Here is a 16,470-nt window from a genome sequence, read left to right on the forward strand (position 1 = left end):
TTGTCACATCCTTTTCTCGAATGGCCGTACTTTTACTTCAGCAAGCAATTGTTCCACATCCTGTTTTTCGCATAAGTCTGTGCGGAAAGCAGTGGCGCTTCCACTAGCGACGCCATATTGAAAAGCGCGTACAGCGTCTTGGTGCTCTATATAAGAAGCGACAAATCCGGAAACCAATGAATCACCGGAGCCTACAGTGTTGACGACTTTACCTTTTGGCGCTTCGGCTGTATAGCCATGATCCTTATTCGCATAAATCGCCCCTGCGCCGCCCATTGACACGACCACATGCTCGATTCCTTGTTCCACTAATTTATGGGCGTAATGGAAGGCATCAGCCGGCGTGTGAATCGTTACACCGAAAATATCACCCAGCTCGTGTTCATTCGGCTTGATCAGGAATGGCTTTGTGTCGATCAATTGCTTTAATGCAGAACCGGATGTATCCAACACGAAATGAATACCTTTTTCGTGGCAAGTAGCTGCCAGATCTTTGAAGAATTGCATCGGTATCGATTCCGGAAGGCTGCCTGCAAGCACAAACCAATCACCTCGTGTCATCGTGGAAACTTTGTCGTTGAGCTCCTGCAATTGAAGTGCATTGATTTCGGGTCCCGGTCCGTTCAATTCGGTTTCTTGGTCGGTTTTGATTTTGACATTGATGCGGGTGATCTCGCCAGTGTCGATAAAATCAGTGTCAATGCCTTCATCAGCTAAAAACTGCTCGATGTATTTGCCAGTGAAACCGCCGGCATAGCCGAGTGCACGGCTCTTGATCCCAAGACGGCTAAGGACGCGGGATACGTTGATGCCCTTGCCCCCGGGGTAATAATACACTTCCTCCGTTCGATTCAACTTGCCGCTTTCAAAATTGTCTAGATAAGCAGTGTAATCGATGGAAGGCGTAATCGTGCACGTGTATATCATTGTGTCACCACCTTAATCGTTGTTTTAAGTTCGATGTCGTGCACAGCATCCATCGGCAATTCGTCAATGATCAGTGAAGAGCGATTCAAATCCATAATGTGGGCAAAGCTGACTTTGCCGTATTTGGATCGGTCTGCCAATACATAACAGCTTTTCGACAGTTCACACGCCCTTCGCTTTACTGCCGCTTCTTCGGGGTCCGGAGTGGTAAAACCATTGTCCAAGTGAATCCCGTTGACGCCGAGGAAGCTTTTATCAAAGCGGTAGTTCTCTAGTGACTGGATAGTTTGCGGCCCGACGAGCGCGCCTGTCCGCGACTTGATGAATCCTCCGGTTAAATATGAAGTGATGCCTTGTTCCATCAGCGCTTCCAAATGGCTTAACCCATTGGTGACAACGGTTACATTTTTCTCTTTTAATAAAGGAATCATTTGAGACGTTGTGGTCCCTGCATCGAGAAAGATCGAATCTCCGGATTTGATTAATGAAGCTGCATAGCGCGCAATCAGCTGCTTTTCCTTAAGGTTCTTCGCTGCTTTGTCCAGAATGCTCGGTTCTGGCATATTGGGTTCGATTTTTCTTGCCCCGCCAAACACACGCTCCAATTTTTGAAGCTCTTCAAGTTCAGTTAAATCTCGTCGGATGGTGGATTCCGAAGCTGCTGTCAGTTCGACCAGTTCCTGTATTTTAATACTCTGCTTTTCTTTCACAAGCTCTAATATCAGTTTATGCCGCTCCGTGGTCAGCATTCAGTCACCCTCTTTTCTGTCTGATTACATAGATAATACTTGAAATCGTTTACAAAATCAATCATAATCATTCATAAGCAGTCAAATTCGTTCAAAAAAGAATGAATTCCGCTCAAATACGTTCATCTAACAGGAGGAATTTTAACATGGTAGAAAAACAATATACAATCACGGACGAAGCGGGAGTCCACGCACGCCCAGCTTCAGCACTTGTCGGCTCAGTATCGAAATTCCAATCAGACATCACTCTTGAATACAAAGGCAAAAATGTCAATTTGAAATCCATTCTCGGTGTCATGTCACTCGGCGTTACTTCTGGATCAACCGTTACCATTGCTGCGGACGGCGCGGACGAAGAAGAAGCGATGGCCCGCATCGACGAAGTATTGAAAAGCGAAGGAATTTCCAACGGATGAAACAGTCCATCTCCGGTATCGCAGCTTCTAACGGAATCGCTATAGCGAAAGCGTTTCGTCTGGAAAATCCGGAATTGACTGTCCAACAGAAAACAGTCGATAACGCGTCGGATGAAATTAATCGCTTTGACGCCGCTGTCGCGAAAGCCAGTGCCGAATTAGAAGCCATCAAAGAAAAGACAGCCAAGCAAATCAGCGATAAAGAAGCCGCCATCTTTGGCGCACACCTGCTGGTCCTCAGCGACCCAGAGCTTATTGGGCCGATTAAAGAACGCATTAATGCAGAGCAGGCCAATGCCGAATATGCCTTGCAGGAAACGACCGATATGTTCATCCAGATGTTTGAAGCGATGGACAATGACTATATGAAAGAACGCGCCGCGGACATCCGCGATGTGCGCAAGCGTGTATTGTCCCATTTGCTAGGTGTCACCATCCAGAACCCGAGCATGATCGACGAAGAAGTCATCATCATCGCCGAAGACTTGACTCCTTCTGACACCGTTCAACTGAATGCTGAATTTGTCAAAGGCTTTGTCACCGACATTGGCGGGCGCACCTCGCATTCGGCAATTCTTGCCCGCACACTGGAAATTCCGGCAGTGGTCGGCGCACAACGCGTCATGTCCTCGATCAACAATGGCATGACCGTCATCGTCGATGGGCTTGAAGGAGTGATCATTGTCGATCCCGATGCACAGATCATTCAACAATACGAAGAGAAAAAACAAGCTTACGGCGTACAAAAAGCCGAATGGGCAAAAATGAAAGACCAACCGACAATGAGCGCTGACGGGCAGCGTGTGGAACTGGCCGCCAACATCGGCACGCCGAAAGATTTGACTGGCGTACTTGAAAACGGCGGTGAAGGCATCGGTCTATACCGCACCGAGTTTTTGTATATGGGCCGCGAAACCTTCCCGACAGAAGACGAACAATTCGACGCCTACTCGCAAGTATTGCAAGGCATGGACGGCAAACCCACTGTCGTCCGCACGCTCGATATTGGTGGCGACAAGGAATTGACTTATCTCGATTTGCCGAAAGAAATGAACCCTTTTCTCGGATTGCGCGCCATCCGGCTGTGCCTGGAGATGACGGAATTGTTCAGAACACAGCTGCGTGCTTTATTGCGCGCAAGTGTCCACGGCAATCTGAAGATCATGTTTCCGATGATCGCAACCATTGAAGAATTCCGCCAGGCAAAGGGCTTGTTGGAAGAAGAAAAGGCCAAGCTTGCCAATGAAGGCGTTGCAGTCAATGAGTCGATTGAAGTCGGCATCATGGTTGAAATTCCTTCTACAGCCATTATGGCGGATGTGTTTGCCAAAGAAGTCGATTTCTTCTCAATCGGCACGAATGACTTGATTCAGTATACGATGGCAGCCGACCGGATGAACGAACGGGTATCTTATTTGTATCAGCCGTTCAACCCAGCCATTTTGCGCTTGGTGAAAATGGTCATTGATGCGTCTCACCGCGAAGGCAAATGGACCGGCATGTGCGGCGAGATGGCCGGCGATGAAATCGCCATTCCGATCTTGCTTGGGCTGGGACTCGATGAATTTTCGATGAGTGCTTCCTCACTGCTGAAAGCCCGCTCCCAGATCAGTAAATTATCAAAAGCCGATATGGCATCACATAGCGAGCGGATACTCGCGCTTTCGACGTCTGAAGAAGTCGAAGCGTATGTAAAAGCAATCAGCTGAACAAAAAAAGCCCTGAATGTCTCGATGACATTCAGGGCTTTTTACGTTTTTTAGAAAGGGTTGGTGGCCCATTGCTTCGATAGCGGGATAAAGATTCGCGGATTCAATTTTAATTGGGAAACGATAAATTCCGCGATGTCTTCCGGCTGCATGAAATTTCTTTTTTCCTCTTCGGTTTCGTTGCCTGAATCGGTCATGTCGGTGACCACGCGGCTCGGCGCCATGGCAAACACACGGATATTGTCGGGACGGACTTCCTGCATCAAGGATTCACTCATCCCGAGCACTGCAAATTTCGAAGCGCTATAGGCGCTCGAACCGCTCGTTCCTTTAAGTCCTGACGACGAGGAAATATTGACGATATCGCCTTGCTGTTTCTCGATCATCTGCGGCAAAACCGCCTTGGTCATGTGGACCATGCCCATCAAATTGATGTTCAGCATCGATTGCCACTCTTCCGTCTCGAGTTCCATAAATTTACCGTATTTGCCAATGCCGGCATTATTGATCAAAATATCGATCGCGCCGAGCTGCTGTGTCAATTTCCGCACCGCCGATTCGACTTGTGCAGGATCCGACACGTCTGCGACCGCATAGGCTGCACGCCCCCGCAATGAGCGGATTTCTTGAGCCAGCCGTTCCAGCTCGCTTTCCGTCCGTGCAATGAGTCCGACCGCTACCCCTTCGTTTGCGAGTGCTAAAGCCGTTGCACGGCCGATGCCGCGTCCTGCTCCTGTTATGACCGCTGTTTTTTCCGTTAATACTTGTACCACAATATATTCCGCCCTTCTCAAACATATACAATTTTATTCCATACAATGTAATGCCCGAAAAAAACCTTGCCTAAACCGGCGGAGGTACATCATTTGTGAATGTTTTGGCGTGCTGCCTTCTTATGGAAACAATCGAGCAGGCCTTGTGCACTGACGTGTAAATCCATTTCGATATAAGGCATCACTTGATGGCGGTCATCAACACCCATTTGCACCAGCTGCTCTTTCACCAATACGAGGAGCCGCTGTGCCAGCGTTTCGGCCGATTCGTTTTCTTCAAAAGCTTTGCGCCCTTGCTCAACAAACACCCCGAGCCATTCGAGCACTTGTTGAAGTGCCGCGTCGGGGTTTTTGGTCGCCCCGAAATGCCCAAAATAAACAACATCAAAATGGTTCGCTTTCATCCGGTTGATGGCATCTGTCATCAGTTTGGGATCGAATTGATTCGGCGAAGTCGAAGGCAGATAAAACTCAATGCCGTCTTCAATCAATTGTGCATAACGGATGCCGGCCGTGTCGCCGGCAAAAAAACCATTTGATACCGGCTCATAGATGCCGAAATGATGGTTGGCATGTCCTGGTGTGTCCCAAAATTCCAATACGCAATTGGGGCCGATTTGCAGCGTGTCGCCTTCCCCTTTGATTTCCATCCGCTGTTCAGGGATGGCTTCGATCGGATTGAACAACCGGTCGAACTGCTCGCCGTATACCGCCCGCGCACCGGCAATGAGGCGGCTCGGATCCGCTAAATGGCGTGCGCCTTTTGGATGGACGATGAGTGTGGCGTTTGGACACTGCTGCAGCAGCAGTCCCGCTCCCCCCGCATGGTCTAAATGGATATGCGTAACAATGATATAGCGCACCGATTCGGGTGCAATGCCGAGTTCGTTCAGCCCTTGTACCACGTGTGGAACGGAGGGGCTCGGGCCCGTCTCGATAATGGTGATATCCTGTTCTTGAATGATATAGCTGCCCGTGCGTTGTTCAAGCCCGAGATCAAAACCGTCGATCAGCTTGATGCGCTCGTTTAACTTGGTAATGGCCATGCTTGCACCCCTTTCTATTTGTATCCAGTCTACCTTAACTCAAGCGAACCGCACAACCAGCTTTTCCCAGAAGAAAACACCGCCCACTAGGTGGCGGTGCCGACTGGTCAATTGGAGCTCGGACGATAGGAAGTGAGCGGAATGTCTTCATAAGCTTCCGGGTCAAGATTGTAAACACTGCCATCAGCGACGCCTTCCACGATCGCCGTCAAGCCGCGTTCAACCGATTTAACCAATTGCCCTTTTTCTTTCTGCCCCATCATCTGTGTCTGGCCGCGCACTTCAAACAACACCGTGCCGCTGCCATTTAACGCGTAGCTGCCAAGAGCTGTCCCTGGCAAATCAAGCCCTTGCGAGTACAAGGAAAGATTGGTGAATTTAGAGTTGCCATAAGATTGCAGTTCATCATATACAGCCACATTCAATTGACGGGAGAAATCGTAATTGTACCGATCCGCATAGTCGCTGTATTTTGCCCCCGCTGCTGTGGACGGGTCCGGCACAAATTGCGCAGACAGCGACAAGGTCACTGGGTCCGGCGTGCCTTCAACGTAATACATCCCTTGGTGGTGAACATCGACAAACACATCTACATTGCCGTATTCAGCTTGCAGCGATTGATAGACGTCACGAGACACTTGTGCTTCTTTCGTAATGAACCAGCCCGGCTCGTTCGAAGCTCCCGGGAAATCCGCTGCATCCGGCACGTAATTTAGATCCGGATTAAAGTCACGGTTGACGTCAAAGCCTGGGTTTGCGCCATAATCATAGCTTTGGCTAATGCCGCGGTCCAAATAGTTCCACGATGGGCTAGCTGTCGACAGCTCTGGGAAATCGGCCAATACGTCATCCCAAGTCATGCTATTGCGGCGCTTGTCCGCTTCGGAAGCATCAGGGTTCATCATCGGCATAAAGACGATCGTCACTTCGTCACGTATCGCCTTGGCGGCTTTGGAATTGTTTGACAAGCTCTTCAGCAAATTCAAGATGGCGACAGTCCCGGTTTTTTCGTTGCCGTGGATCTCACTTTGAATAAGCAGCACTCGGTCGCCGGTACCGACAGTCGCCGTATAAATGTCGCGCCCTTCAAAAGATTGCCCGGCCACATCCACGGATACCGTTCCTTTGCTCGTCGACTCGATGCGCTTAAGCTCACGCTGCAGTTCTGCATAATCGACAAAGCCAGAGATTGCATTATCGTGGTGATGCTCCGTAGTTTGCACTGGGTCTGCCGCTTGCACCGGCATGGCGAGCATGGCGCAAAGCCCTGCTGCAGTCATCGTCTGGAATAATTGTTTTCTCAAGCCCTTCCACTCCTTTTGGTTGAATAGGCTGAGTATAGCAAAGCTTTGCAGCATTGCCTATAGTTGTCAGAACTTTCAGTCCTTTGGATATATTTTAACGCCTGTCCTGGCACTGCCAAACGATACTATTGCCGGAGGCGAAAGTTTCATGTCTCGAAATTTTATTGTTTCGTGGTACGAAATACCTGTTCTCCAACCACTCGCTCGCATTCTTTTTAAATACTTCTCTTGACACTTCCCCTCCCTCTGCATAAGGCTTTCTTTTTTGTCTTCATCGGCTACAATATAGGAAAGACGGATACATGGAGGAGGTGCATCATGAACCAGCTGCATGAACCAACTATAATTGTCTGGTCACAAGAAATGGTGCGTCATACATTGCCTAAGCGCAAGCAGGAGAGCCATAAAGGAAGCTTCGGGACTGCACTGCTGCTAGCGGGCGGACCGGTAATGCCGGGTGCTGCCTTGCTTGCCGGCCTCGCGGCTTTGCGCAGCGGCGTCGGCAAACTTGAAATCGGCACATCCCGAGAAACGATCCGCAGCATCGCCCACCGGACGGCAGAAGCGACTTATATTCCGGATGCATTGCAAAACATTGCGAATGGCTCGATGCCGTTCAGCCATTACCGGGCCATTGCGTGCGGGCCCGGCACTTTGCCGGATGCCGTGACAGAAGCGGCTGTCGACACCTTACTCACAGCGGAGACGCCTCTTTTACTCGATGCAGGGGCTTTAAGCAAAAGACGCTATCCAGAGCGCACAGCGCCGCTTATCCTAACGCCGCATACGGGAGAATTTGAACGGATTTCTGGATTTACACAAGAGGAAATCCTTCAATTCCCTGCTTCTTGCGCTCACTCGTTTGCACTCGAGCACCATGCAGCGGTCGTATTGAAAGGCCCTTCCACAATCATTGCCTTACCCGACGGCCGCGTCTTCCAGAATTCGACCGGCAATTCCGCACTCGCAAAAGGCGGCACTGGAGACACATTGACCGGCATGATCCTCGGCATGCTGACATGCCATGTTCGTTATGAGCACGCCATATTGAATGCAGTCTTTTTGCACGGAGCTTGCGCAGATGAATTTATCAAGACCCGTTCAGCGCATACGATGCTGGCACATGAAATTTCAGAGCTGCTACCGTTTGTGTGGAAATCTTATGAATGATGTGTATTCAAGGATAGTTGCGGGCATTCATACGGTGATGAATAGTAAAAACACCCATCGCCAATATGGCGGTGGGTGTTTTTTTGTTCATACGGCTTTGAAATAGCGACTTGGATGACGTGCGATAATCTGTTGTGAAGCTCCCCTTCTTTGCGCACCACTTGTCCTGCGGAAAAATGAATAAGCTTGTATTCTTTGAATGCTTGCAGTATTTCGACGGGCCGTACCTGCATTCCTTCCGTTTTAGGCCAGCCCCATCAAAATCCCAATCAGTCACTAGCATTCCTGGTTCGACAAGAAACATCGCATTGTGGCCTTCTCCTACTGCCCACAGCATACAATTGAAAGCAGTAAAGATGAAAAGCTGGTGATTTCCGTTATAATGGAAGACGCTGACAACTACGATCTAAATACGGATGGAGGTATTTCTTTTGACGACTGAAAACCGGATGGAGTGGCGCTTGTGAGTTACGTCCCGATATTGCATTTAACTATTCCGGCGATTTGGGTTTCCGTGATTTTAGCGTTTCTCGCCACAAGCTTGCTGCAGCGTTTCGCAAGCGGCAGTAAACCTAAGGATTGGTATTGGAATGCGGTGACATTGTATATCCTCGCATGGAAACTTAGCTATATCTTGTTCAATTTCGATCATTTCATCAATATGCCTTTATCCCTTCTTTATTTCAATGGCGGCGTGCCTGGACATCTGCTCGCTGTATCGCTTGTTATAGGCTATTTGTTCGTTGCACGTAAAAAGCATATTGAACTCACTAAGCAGGCGGTATTTTCAGTGCTGCTGTTTTTCATCGCCTATCACGTCATTTTGGCAATCTTTGAACGGCAGGCAGTCGAAGCTTTATGGCATACTGTACTGCTGATCGTTAGCATTGTGTCGGTCCGGCTCATGAAAAGCCGTGACGATGTGCCGCACGGATTGGTGATTGCGCTATTGTTTATGTGTGAATTATTGATTTCAAGTGCGTTCGGTCCGCTTTTCACATGGCAAAATGCGACAGTCGTTGCACTAGCCGCATTCACACTCCCCCTATACATACGCCATGAACAGAAAGGACAATTTTTATGATCAAAAAAATTCTTCTTGTTTTATTGCTCCTTGCAGCACTCGCCATCATCGCCATCAATTTCTTTAATAGCGGCGAATCGGTCGATCAAATGACCGAAATTGATCCGTCTGAACAAACTACAGCCTCCGGTTTAGCACAAGGAGACTTAGCACCTGACTTTATGCTCACCGACCAGAACGGCGAAACCGTCCAATTATCCGATTATCGCGGCAAGAAAGTCATCCTTAATTTTTGGGCGACATGGTGCCCTCCATGCCGCGCCGAAATGCCGCATATGCAGCAATTCCACGAAGATAACACAGATAGCGATGTTGAGATTTTAGCCGTTAATTTAACGGCTCAAGACAATGGCGCTGAAGCCATCAGCTCATTTATCGACGAATTCGGCCTGACATTCTCCATTCCGATGGATGAAACCGGCAGCACCGCCCAAAGCTATCAAATCCGTACCGTTCCGACCACTTATATCCTTAATACACGCGGCGAAATAGCCGAAAAGATTGTCGGCCCGATGGACGAACAAATTATGAAACAACAAACCGATCGCATCGATTGAGTTTCTAATAAGGAAATTCGTGTTTACACAATATGCATTTGCGGAATACTATCATTAGAACGAGTAATGAAATGGAGGATTACACATGGAACTTGATTTAGCGAAAGAACAATTGCCATCTACACAAACGAAAGTCAACGACAATACGCCTGACTACATCAATCAGCAAATTGAACGTGAGACGGAAGCGTCTGTCAATTACTATAAGCGTCAAGGCGAAAGCGCAATCCGCGGACGCATTGACGAGCTCGAGCATGAATGGGATACAGAGCGTGTACTGGAAGTGAATATGGCATCGATCGCCCTCGGCTCCTCGATCTTGGCACTCGCTGCCAATAAGAAATGGGCTTTTTTATCAGGGGCTGTCAGCATTTTCATGATTCAGCACGCCTTGCAAGGCTGGTGTCCGCCATTAACCGTCATCCGCCGTATGGGCGTCCGTACTTTGAATGAAATCAACCGTGAGAAAAAAGCATTGGAAAACCTCTTGAATAAACCGGTATGACTGAACATCCCCCAGCAAAATGCTAGGGGGATGTTTTTTTATTCATTGGCGCTTGTCCGCTGTCTCCATTTCGCTAAGCGGGACAGTTTTCGTTTTTTTTAGCAGCCACTCCTTGAAATGCTGATGCAGCGGCAGCTCCACTTTAAAATGTGCGGCCATGCCGAAGAAAATCATCAGTGCGACCAATACTGCGCTCATCCCGACACCGCCGAGCACTTCATACATCCCTAAGCGGTCCATCCATTCGGAAAACAAGTCCAATACGATGTTATGGACCAGATAAATCGAGAATGCTGCATTTCCCAGCTGATGCAGCGCTTGTGGGATATGGATGTCCTTTTGCAAATCGATCGCGCCGAGCCCGACTAATAAAAAGGCGATCGCGATGCCTAGACTCATCTCAAAACTGACAGCCATGAACCCTTGAACCGAATTGACCCATGTAATGGGAAAACCCGCCAGGCCAATCGCTGTGAATAAATAGCCGATTTGCAACGGGATCTTTACATGCAAAATGAGCCATGCGCTAAAAACACCGGCCAAAAACATTAAGTTAAACGGTGCAAACATAAAATCAAAGAGAAAATGGTCGATATAAACCCAGCCGAACACGGCGACGACCGAAAAAAGTCCCCAAGCCGCAAACAAGCTCTGGCCAATCAAGCGTGGAGTTAAAAACAGGACGGAAAAAGCGAGATAAAAGTAAATGGTATGTTCCAAAGACCACGCGACGATGACAAACGGGTCTTGCCACTGCGGATTGGGAATGAGAAAGATCGATGTTAAAATGACCCCGATGTCCCGTTCAGCACCCGTGGCGAACCAAGGAAACAGGAAAGCGAGCAATAAAAACACCAGTGTCACGATCCAATATAGTGGATAAATGCGGATAAAACGGTTGGTCAAAAAGTCTGCAAGTTGGCCTTTTTTACCGAATTTGCGCCGGTAAATATAATACGCCATAAAACCCGACAACGAAAAGAAATAATAAACTCCACCCGAGAGCGGCAAATAAGACAGGTTCCATATATTGAAACTGTAATAATCCATCATGGTCGTCGATAAATGGTGAAGCATAACCAATATCGGCACAAGTGCACGCGACAATTGAATAAGAACAAGCTTTTTTCTCAAAACGCCTCACTCCCTCAAAATAAAACCAAATACCTACTTTAAACCGCAATTACTATCATTAGTGAATTTAATTAGATAAAATATACCACGTTTTTTAAAAATCACAAGTATTTTGTCGCAGAAACCGACGAAGTCAAAAGCCGTCTGCCCACTTATTTCAGAGCAAAAAAAAGAAGCCTTTACTAGGCTTCTTTTAGAGTTCAGCGCCGCTTGGATGTGAAAGAAACGCCTGTCGTATGCAAAGTTTCCAATAACAGCTCATGCATGAGTGCATAGCCTGCTTCATTCGGGTGGATGGAGTCGAGCCATATCGATGGCTGTTTGCCCATCTTTCGCGTGTTTGTCACGACAACGCCCTTCGCGCCCATCGCTGAATTCCATAATCGGAATAACAAGTTGGTGAATCCGAAATACTGAGCTTCCTTTTTCATCGAATTATACAAGCTATTTTGAACGATAAGCACGTTTGCGTTGTCATGCTTGACTTGCCGATAAATTTCCAGCAAGTTTTGGCGATAACGCTTTTTCAACGCGGAAAACTGCCGGAGCAATTCCTTCGCTCCGCCGTTTCGATACTGTCTCAACAAATCATTGCCGCCGATATTCAATAAAACAAGATCCGCTTTTTTCAGCTCCCGCTGCCAACGGTTATCTCGCAAGCGCTCCACCAATCCACCGCTGGTCAATCCATTGATGCCGAAATTCAGCACTTCACTTTCCGGGAAACTGTCTTGTAAATGTTTTGCAATTCCCCCTTCAGTGCCGTAACCATAAGCGACCGAATCACCGAGAATGATAATTCGTTGTATATGTTGCGGAGGCTGTGCTTGATGTTTTTTTCGCTGGAGCGCCTTTCGAAAAACGGCACCCGACCGGATATTTTGACCCAATCTGCTGCACGCCCTCTCCTTTTTAATAGACCTTTATTTTATCATATCCCGCCTTTCCGTTGCTGTTTTGGAGACTCATGCATCGTCCACCATCCTTTGAATTTCGAATAAAAGAGCTGCACGCAGATAAAACTTCATGGCTTGTACATATTGAGATAAAAACACTCAGCTACTGAAACCGAATAAATTTGATCAACACAATTAATGGAATCGGTTAATAAACGTCTGTAATCAATTATCCAGCGATTTCTAACGCTTTGCTCTGTCGGTTTCTTATAAAGAAAAACGGGAATGTGTTTCGTTTTACAAATAAAAGGGAATGATTTCTAAGGTTAGATTTTCATATTGGGGGACTATACATGCAAAAAACTAAATCGGCATTATTGACTAAAGAAGATTTCATCCACCGCACCGACCTGCCTGACTGGCTGATTCGTGAATATGAAACATTTCATAACACCGTGACCGAAAAAACTTTTCCTTGTTATTTTGGCCGCAGCGGAGAATTAAAAGGCGAACTGCGCTATGCATATATTAGCCAGCAAGACTGGTCGGATTTGCCGCATGCAGTGGCGGATTTCCTCACTTTGTTCGAAGATCCGAAGCATAAGCGCCATGGTCTTTTTGTTTTTGTCGAACCATTTGCAGATGAAGGATCACTTGATCAATACCGCAAACAATTTTGGGACATCCTGCAATACTTGCACGATATGGATAATACAGAATGGCCGGAACAAGCACCTCGTGACCCGGATCATTATTTGTGGGATTTCAATTTTAAAGGAGAACCGATTTTCATCTTTGGTAATGCACCTGCTTACAAGCAGCGTAAGACACGCCACCTTGGAAATGCAATGGTGCTCGGCTTCCAGCCGAGACGGATTTTTGAAGGCTTGACTGGCACTGAAAAAGGGGGCATCATGTCCCGTGAAAAAGTGCGTGAGCGCGTAGAGGTATGGGATGAGTTGCCGACACATCCGGATATCAGCCATTTCGGCGACCCGACACATAATGAATGGAAGCAGTTCTTTATCGGGGATGACGTGGAGCCTGTTCAAGGCAAATGCCCGTTTTCACATAAGGAAACCAAATAAGAAAAGCCGTCCGTATCATTGTACGGACGGCTTTTCTTATTTGGTTATGATTTGCGTTTCACTTTATTTTTTTCGTTTAAGTTTGATTTAAAGGCTTTTACTGTTTTTTGGTTGTCGATTTGCAATTCTTGCGCTGCATCCTCTTTCTCTACCACTTGGCCTGCGAGCTGCTGCGCTAATTGCTCCATGATTTGCGCTGCAGCAGGCTGCTGTGCGTGAACTGGCTTGACCGTAGTTACTTTAACCGACGCCGTGCTTTCTTTTGGTTCACCGATTGCAATTACACTGACTTCCTTCGGCACTTTGTGCCCAGCGCTCTTCAATGCATCGATTAATTGGACCGCGTCTTCATGATTGGCTGCGACAAATGCAGTCGTCGGTTTTTGGAAAGTTCGTAACCCAGCAGCCAAGGCTTCGAAGTCTTCTTGACTGTTAGGAGTATGGATGCGTTTTTTCCGCAGCTTCAACTGATGTTGTGCCAGGGCTTCATAATAACCTTGCATCCGCTCTCCGCTGTCTTCATTATCTGCACCGACCCAGCCGATTTGCTGATGGTTTTTACTTGCCAGATGGCTTGTGGCTAAAAAGGCCGCTTTTCGCCCGTCGAACGGCTGAGCTGATGGAGTCGTCTGTTCCACTTGAAAAAAAGCTTTGCCTTGTGCTTTTAAGCGATCGCCAAGCCCGTCAGGTAGTTCACCGATGCCGATAATGCCTGCTGCTTGATTCACGAAAGCTTGGATATCTTCATCTGTTTCTTCACCGGTCAAATATCGCCCAACAGCATGATAGCCAAACGCACGGGCCTGTGCTGTCAGGTCCTGAAAAACTGCAAACGCCTCCGCGGGACTGTTTTGCGACAATAACACCAACACCTCGCGCGACGATGCTACTTGCTGTTCTTTAGCCGGTTGTGCATTGTTGCTATAATCCAACTCAGCCAAGGCTTGCATCACTTTGTCATAAGTTTCTTTTCTGACTTGCTCAGGACGATTCAATACTCTTGATACGGTTGTTTGTGAAACTCCTGCATGTTTTGCTACTTGTGTTGTCGATACCAATTCAACCACCCTTTCTATTCATTCGTTTATGAATACACTATATCACAACGGGTGCTATTATTCAGAATAAATTCGGACCAATTTAATAGTCATGTTTTATGATGCAGAGACGACAACTCTCGCCCCGTTTTTGAAGCAATTAAAATCCATCGAGCAGCGCAGCCCGAGCAAGCGAAAATAACGGTCTATGAATATAAGAGCTTTAATTCGAATAAAAGGAGGCGCAGCAATGCTGCTCCCCCTTTTATTCATTGATTATCCGTTAAAGAGATTGTTGCGGTGCCAGCGAAAATATTCAACATTTTCGTCATTTGCTGCGATGCGCATATATTTCTTCAAGCCAAAAGTTGAGGCTTGCTCGCTCAATGCCGGTGAAATGCGCAAGGTCCCTGCTCCTGTAAAGGCGATTTGCCCATTTTCATATAAAGCGGCATGGTTGGCACATAATATAACCCCGTTTGCTGCATCGACACGCTCTGCATCCATACTGTCCTTCCACGGCTTGCTATAGACGGCTTTCAGCAATGCTTTATTGTCTGTTCCACAAATTGCACAGCTTGCGCCCCACCGTTCCATTTGCCGTTTGGTGAATAGCTCTTTGAAATCCGATAATTTTTTGCGCACCAAATATTCAGTGTCCATCATCCATGCCGTCATGGAATTGTATTTTTCCGTACGGATGGCATCATAGGAAAATTCTAGTTGTTCGATCTGCTGCCATTTCGAAGCAGCCAGCAACGCTAAAAACGCCAATGTCAGCGATTCGTTGCAAGGATACAAATATCCGGAGTTGCCGTTGCCATCCGGCTGAAAGGCGGCGTATTTAATAGGAAGATGGCCCACAAGAATATCGATATGGCTGCCGATATCAATTGGGTCGTCCAGTTCCAAATATTCGCACGGCGCTGACCAAAAACCAGTGGTTGAGCCTCCGTCAACTTCTTGTGCATCTTCTTGAATCGTTCCGACCGCAACCAGCTGCCCTTTTACATAATGGAAAGTGCGGTCACCTTTTTTTAGCGATTTCACCCGTTCCCACGAATGTGGCGTCGTTCCCGCCTTGTCCTTCATCGCAGCCTTCAGGATTCCGAGGCGTTTTTCTTCTATGAATGTTTCTCCTTGCATAACGATGTAGCTATTCATTCTGTTTCGTGCCTCCTGACAAATGCTTTCTTCTATTCTACCATTATTTTTCACCACGCGTCCCCCGCCTTTTTAAACGCCCCTGTCGACATGAAAAAGTCCAATCCTTTTTTAGGATCGGACTTTTTCATGCCGCTCGGGAGATTCGGCCAGGTGCAGTAGCTTTATACCATCCAAAAAAAAGCAGGATAATGATAGCAAGGTCGATCATGTCTCCCCCGTAATACATGATCAGTGCAGCCTTTTGGGCATCGTGTGCGTCCACTCCTGCTGGCGGCACAACATATAGCGATTTCGCCAAAATCTTATGCCCTGCAAATGCCCCGATCAAAACAAGCGCCCGAAAAAGAAACGAATACCTGCGGGCGGTAACGTCAACGTATAAGATCGACATGGTGAATAAATAAGCAGCAAAAGAAATGTGTAGATGAATCAATGCATAGACAACTATCGATTGATGCATCCATATAAATACGTTGGTGCGGTATAAAATATAAAGCCCTCCGACATTTAGCAATGCTGCCGTCATGGGATGGCCAACAAATGAAACGAACGGGCTATGGAGAAAACGGCTCATGGTGAGCGCCCAATTTCGCGGCACACTCCTTAGCAGCAAGGCAACCGGTTTTCCATATAATATAAGGAGCGGTGCCAGCATGCCCAGCAGCAAATGCCCCACCATATGTGCCGTGAAATTGCTGTGGGATAATTGGGCGAGTGGGCCGACTACTGCCGCTCCCCCCGTTATAACGCCCACCGACCAAAATACATAGCGGTGTAGCGGCCATTTTCTGTAACGCCGGCTGCTCCATACAGCGAGCAATGGATACACTAATAACGCAGACGCAAGCGCCAAAAATGCAATAGCTGAGAACCATGGATCGATTTGCACTGCATGATGATGCGTCATG

17 protein-coding genes are annotated in these 16,470 nt (G+C 47.5%); 7 read left to right on the forward strand and 10 right to left on the reverse strand.

Annotation, left to right across the window (positions count from 1 at the left end; genetic code table 11):
• Window positions 1-3: 3 nt before the first annotated feature.
• Both pfkB and ACFO5U_RS04710 read right to left on the reverse strand, forming a co-directional pair.
• Window positions 4-927 (reverse strand): 1-phosphofructokinase, encoded by a 924-nt coding sequence (pfkB, locus tag ACFO5U_RS04705; protein ID WP_377277132.1) that lies wholly within the window; start codon window positions 925-927, stop codon window positions 4-6.
• On the reverse strand, window positions 924-1,676 hold the full coding sequence (locus ACFO5U_RS04710) for a DeoR/GlpR family DNA-binding transcription regulator (RefSeq protein WP_377277134.1): 753 nt from the start codon (window positions 1,674-1,676) through the stop codon (window positions 924-926). Before ACFO5U_RS04710 ends, pfkB begins: the two co-directional genes overlap by 4 nt.
• A 146-nt stretch (window positions 1,677-1,822) precedes the next feature.
• On the opposite strand from ACFO5U_RS04710, the gene ACFO5U_RS04715 reads away from it, so the two are divergent.
• Both ACFO5U_RS04715 and ptsP read left to right on the forward strand, forming a co-directional pair.
• Window positions 1,823-2,092 carry a phosphocarrier protein HPr gene (locus tag ACFO5U_RS04715; protein WP_377277136.1) on the forward strand — a complete coding sequence of 90 codons (270 nt, stop codon included), beginning with the start codon at window positions 1,823-1,825 and terminating at the stop codon, window positions 2,090-2,092.
• Window positions 2,089-3,801: a phosphoenolpyruvate--protein phosphotransferase gene (gene ptsP, locus ACFO5U_RS04720; protein ID WP_377277138.1), complete on the forward strand. Its 1,713-nt coding sequence runs from the start codon at window positions 2,089-2,091 to the stop codon at window positions 3,799-3,801. Before ACFO5U_RS04715 ends, ptsP begins: the two co-directional genes overlap by 4 nt.
• Before the next feature lie 50 nt (window positions 3,802-3,851).
• Here the strand turns inward: ptsP and ACFO5U_RS04725 are convergent, their stop codons facing one another.
• The 3 genes from ACFO5U_RS04725 to ACFO5U_RS04735 form a co-directional block, all read right to left on the reverse strand.
• Window positions 3,852-4,574, reverse strand: coding sequence for a 3-ketoacyl-ACP reductase (locus ACFO5U_RS04725; protein WP_377277140.1), 723 nt, complete (start codon window positions 4,572-4,574; stop codon window positions 3,852-3,854).
• An 89-nt stretch (window positions 4,575-4,663) separates the two neighbouring features.
• Complete coding sequence (locus ACFO5U_RS04730) at window positions 4,664-5,620, reverse strand: MBL fold metallo-hydrolase (RefSeq protein WP_377277142.1); 957 nt, start codon at window positions 5,618-5,620, stop codon at window positions 4,664-4,666.
• Between the two features lie 107 nt (window positions 5,621-5,727).
• Window positions 5,728-6,876: a M14 family zinc carboxypeptidase gene (locus tag ACFO5U_RS04735; protein ID WP_377279459.1), complete on the reverse strand. Its 1,149-nt coding sequence runs from the start codon at window positions 6,874-6,876 to the stop codon at window positions 5,728-5,730.
• 366 nt (window positions 6,877-7,242) lie between these two features.
• Between ACFO5U_RS04735 and ACFO5U_RS04740 the strand changes: the two genes are divergently transcribed.
• The 4 genes from ACFO5U_RS04740 to ACFO5U_RS04755 all read left to right on the forward strand — a co-directional run bounded on the left by ACFO5U_RS04740 (window position 7,243) and on the right by ACFO5U_RS04755 (window position 10,240).
• Window positions 7,243-8,094: an NAD(P)H-hydrate dehydratase gene (locus ACFO5U_RS04740; RefSeq protein WP_377277144.1), complete on the forward strand. Its 852-nt coding sequence runs from the start codon at window positions 7,243-7,245 to the stop codon at window positions 8,092-8,094.
• A gap of 463 nt (window positions 8,095-8,557) precedes the next feature.
• Complete coding sequence (locus tag ACFO5U_RS04745; protein WP_377277146.1) at window positions 8,558-9,178, forward strand: hypothetical protein; 621 nt, start codon at window positions 8,558-8,560, stop codon at window positions 9,176-9,178.
• On the forward strand, window positions 9,175-9,735 hold the full coding sequence (locus ACFO5U_RS04750) for a peroxiredoxin family protein (RefSeq protein ID WP_377277148.1): 561 nt from the start codon (window positions 9,175-9,177) through the stop codon (window positions 9,733-9,735). The genes ACFO5U_RS04745 and ACFO5U_RS04750 overlap by 4 nt, the downstream gene beginning before the upstream one ends.
• 85 nt (window positions 9,736-9,820) lie before the next feature.
• A complete protein-coding gene (locus tag ACFO5U_RS04755) occupies window positions 9,821-10,240 on the forward strand; it encodes a YgaP-like transmembrane domain (RefSeq protein ID WP_377277150.1) in 420 nt (139 codons plus the stop codon).
• Window positions 10,241-10,282: 42 nt separating this feature from the next.
• On the opposite strand, the gene ACFO5U_RS04760 is transcribed toward ACFO5U_RS04755, so the two are convergent.
• Both ACFO5U_RS04760 and ACFO5U_RS04765 read right to left on the reverse strand, forming a co-directional pair.
• A complete protein-coding gene (locus ACFO5U_RS04760) occupies window positions 10,283-11,374 on the reverse strand; it encodes an acyltransferase family protein (protein WP_377277152.1) in 1,092 nt (363 codons plus the stop codon).
• A 200-nt stretch (window positions 11,375-11,574) separates the two neighbouring features.
• Entirely contained in the window at window positions 11,575-12,264 is a 690-nt protein-coding gene (locus ACFO5U_RS04765) for an SGNH/GDSL hydrolase family protein (RefSeq protein WP_377277154.1), read from the reverse strand.
• Between the two features lie 359 nt (window positions 12,265-12,623).
• Between ACFO5U_RS04765 and ACFO5U_RS04770 the strand changes: the two genes are divergently transcribed.
• Window positions 12,624-13,358, forward strand: coding sequence for a YqcI/YcgG family protein (locus tag ACFO5U_RS04770; RefSeq protein WP_377277155.1), 735 nt, complete (start codon window positions 12,624-12,626; stop codon window positions 13,356-13,358).
• A 44-nt stretch (window positions 13,359-13,402) separates the two neighbouring features.
• On the opposite strand, the gene ACFO5U_RS04775 is transcribed toward ACFO5U_RS04770, so the two are convergent.
• From ACFO5U_RS04775 to ACFO5U_RS04785, 3 genes are all read right to left on the reverse strand, one after another.
• Window positions 13,403-14,416, reverse strand: coding sequence for a LacI family DNA-binding transcriptional regulator (locus ACFO5U_RS04775; protein ID WP_377277157.1), 1,014 nt, complete (start codon window positions 14,414-14,416; stop codon window positions 13,403-13,405).
• A gap of 255 nt (window positions 14,417-14,671) precedes the next feature.
• On the reverse strand, window positions 14,672-15,559 hold the full coding sequence (locus tag ACFO5U_RS04780; RefSeq protein WP_377277159.1) for an HNH endonuclease: 888 nt from the start codon (window positions 15,557-15,559) through the stop codon (window positions 14,672-14,674).
• A gap of 127 nt (window positions 15,560-15,686) precedes the next feature.
• Complete coding sequence (locus ACFO5U_RS04785) at window positions 15,687-16,469, reverse strand: cytochrome c oxidase assembly protein (protein WP_377277160.1); 783 nt, start codon at window positions 16,467-16,469, stop codon at window positions 15,687-15,689.
• Between the last annotated feature and the right edge of the window lies 1 nt (window position 16,470).

Source organism: Planococcus dechangensis, from assembly GCF_042654465.1.
Lineage (GTDB): Bacteria > Bacillota > Bacilli > Bacillales_A > Planococcaceae > Planococcus > Planococcus dechangensis.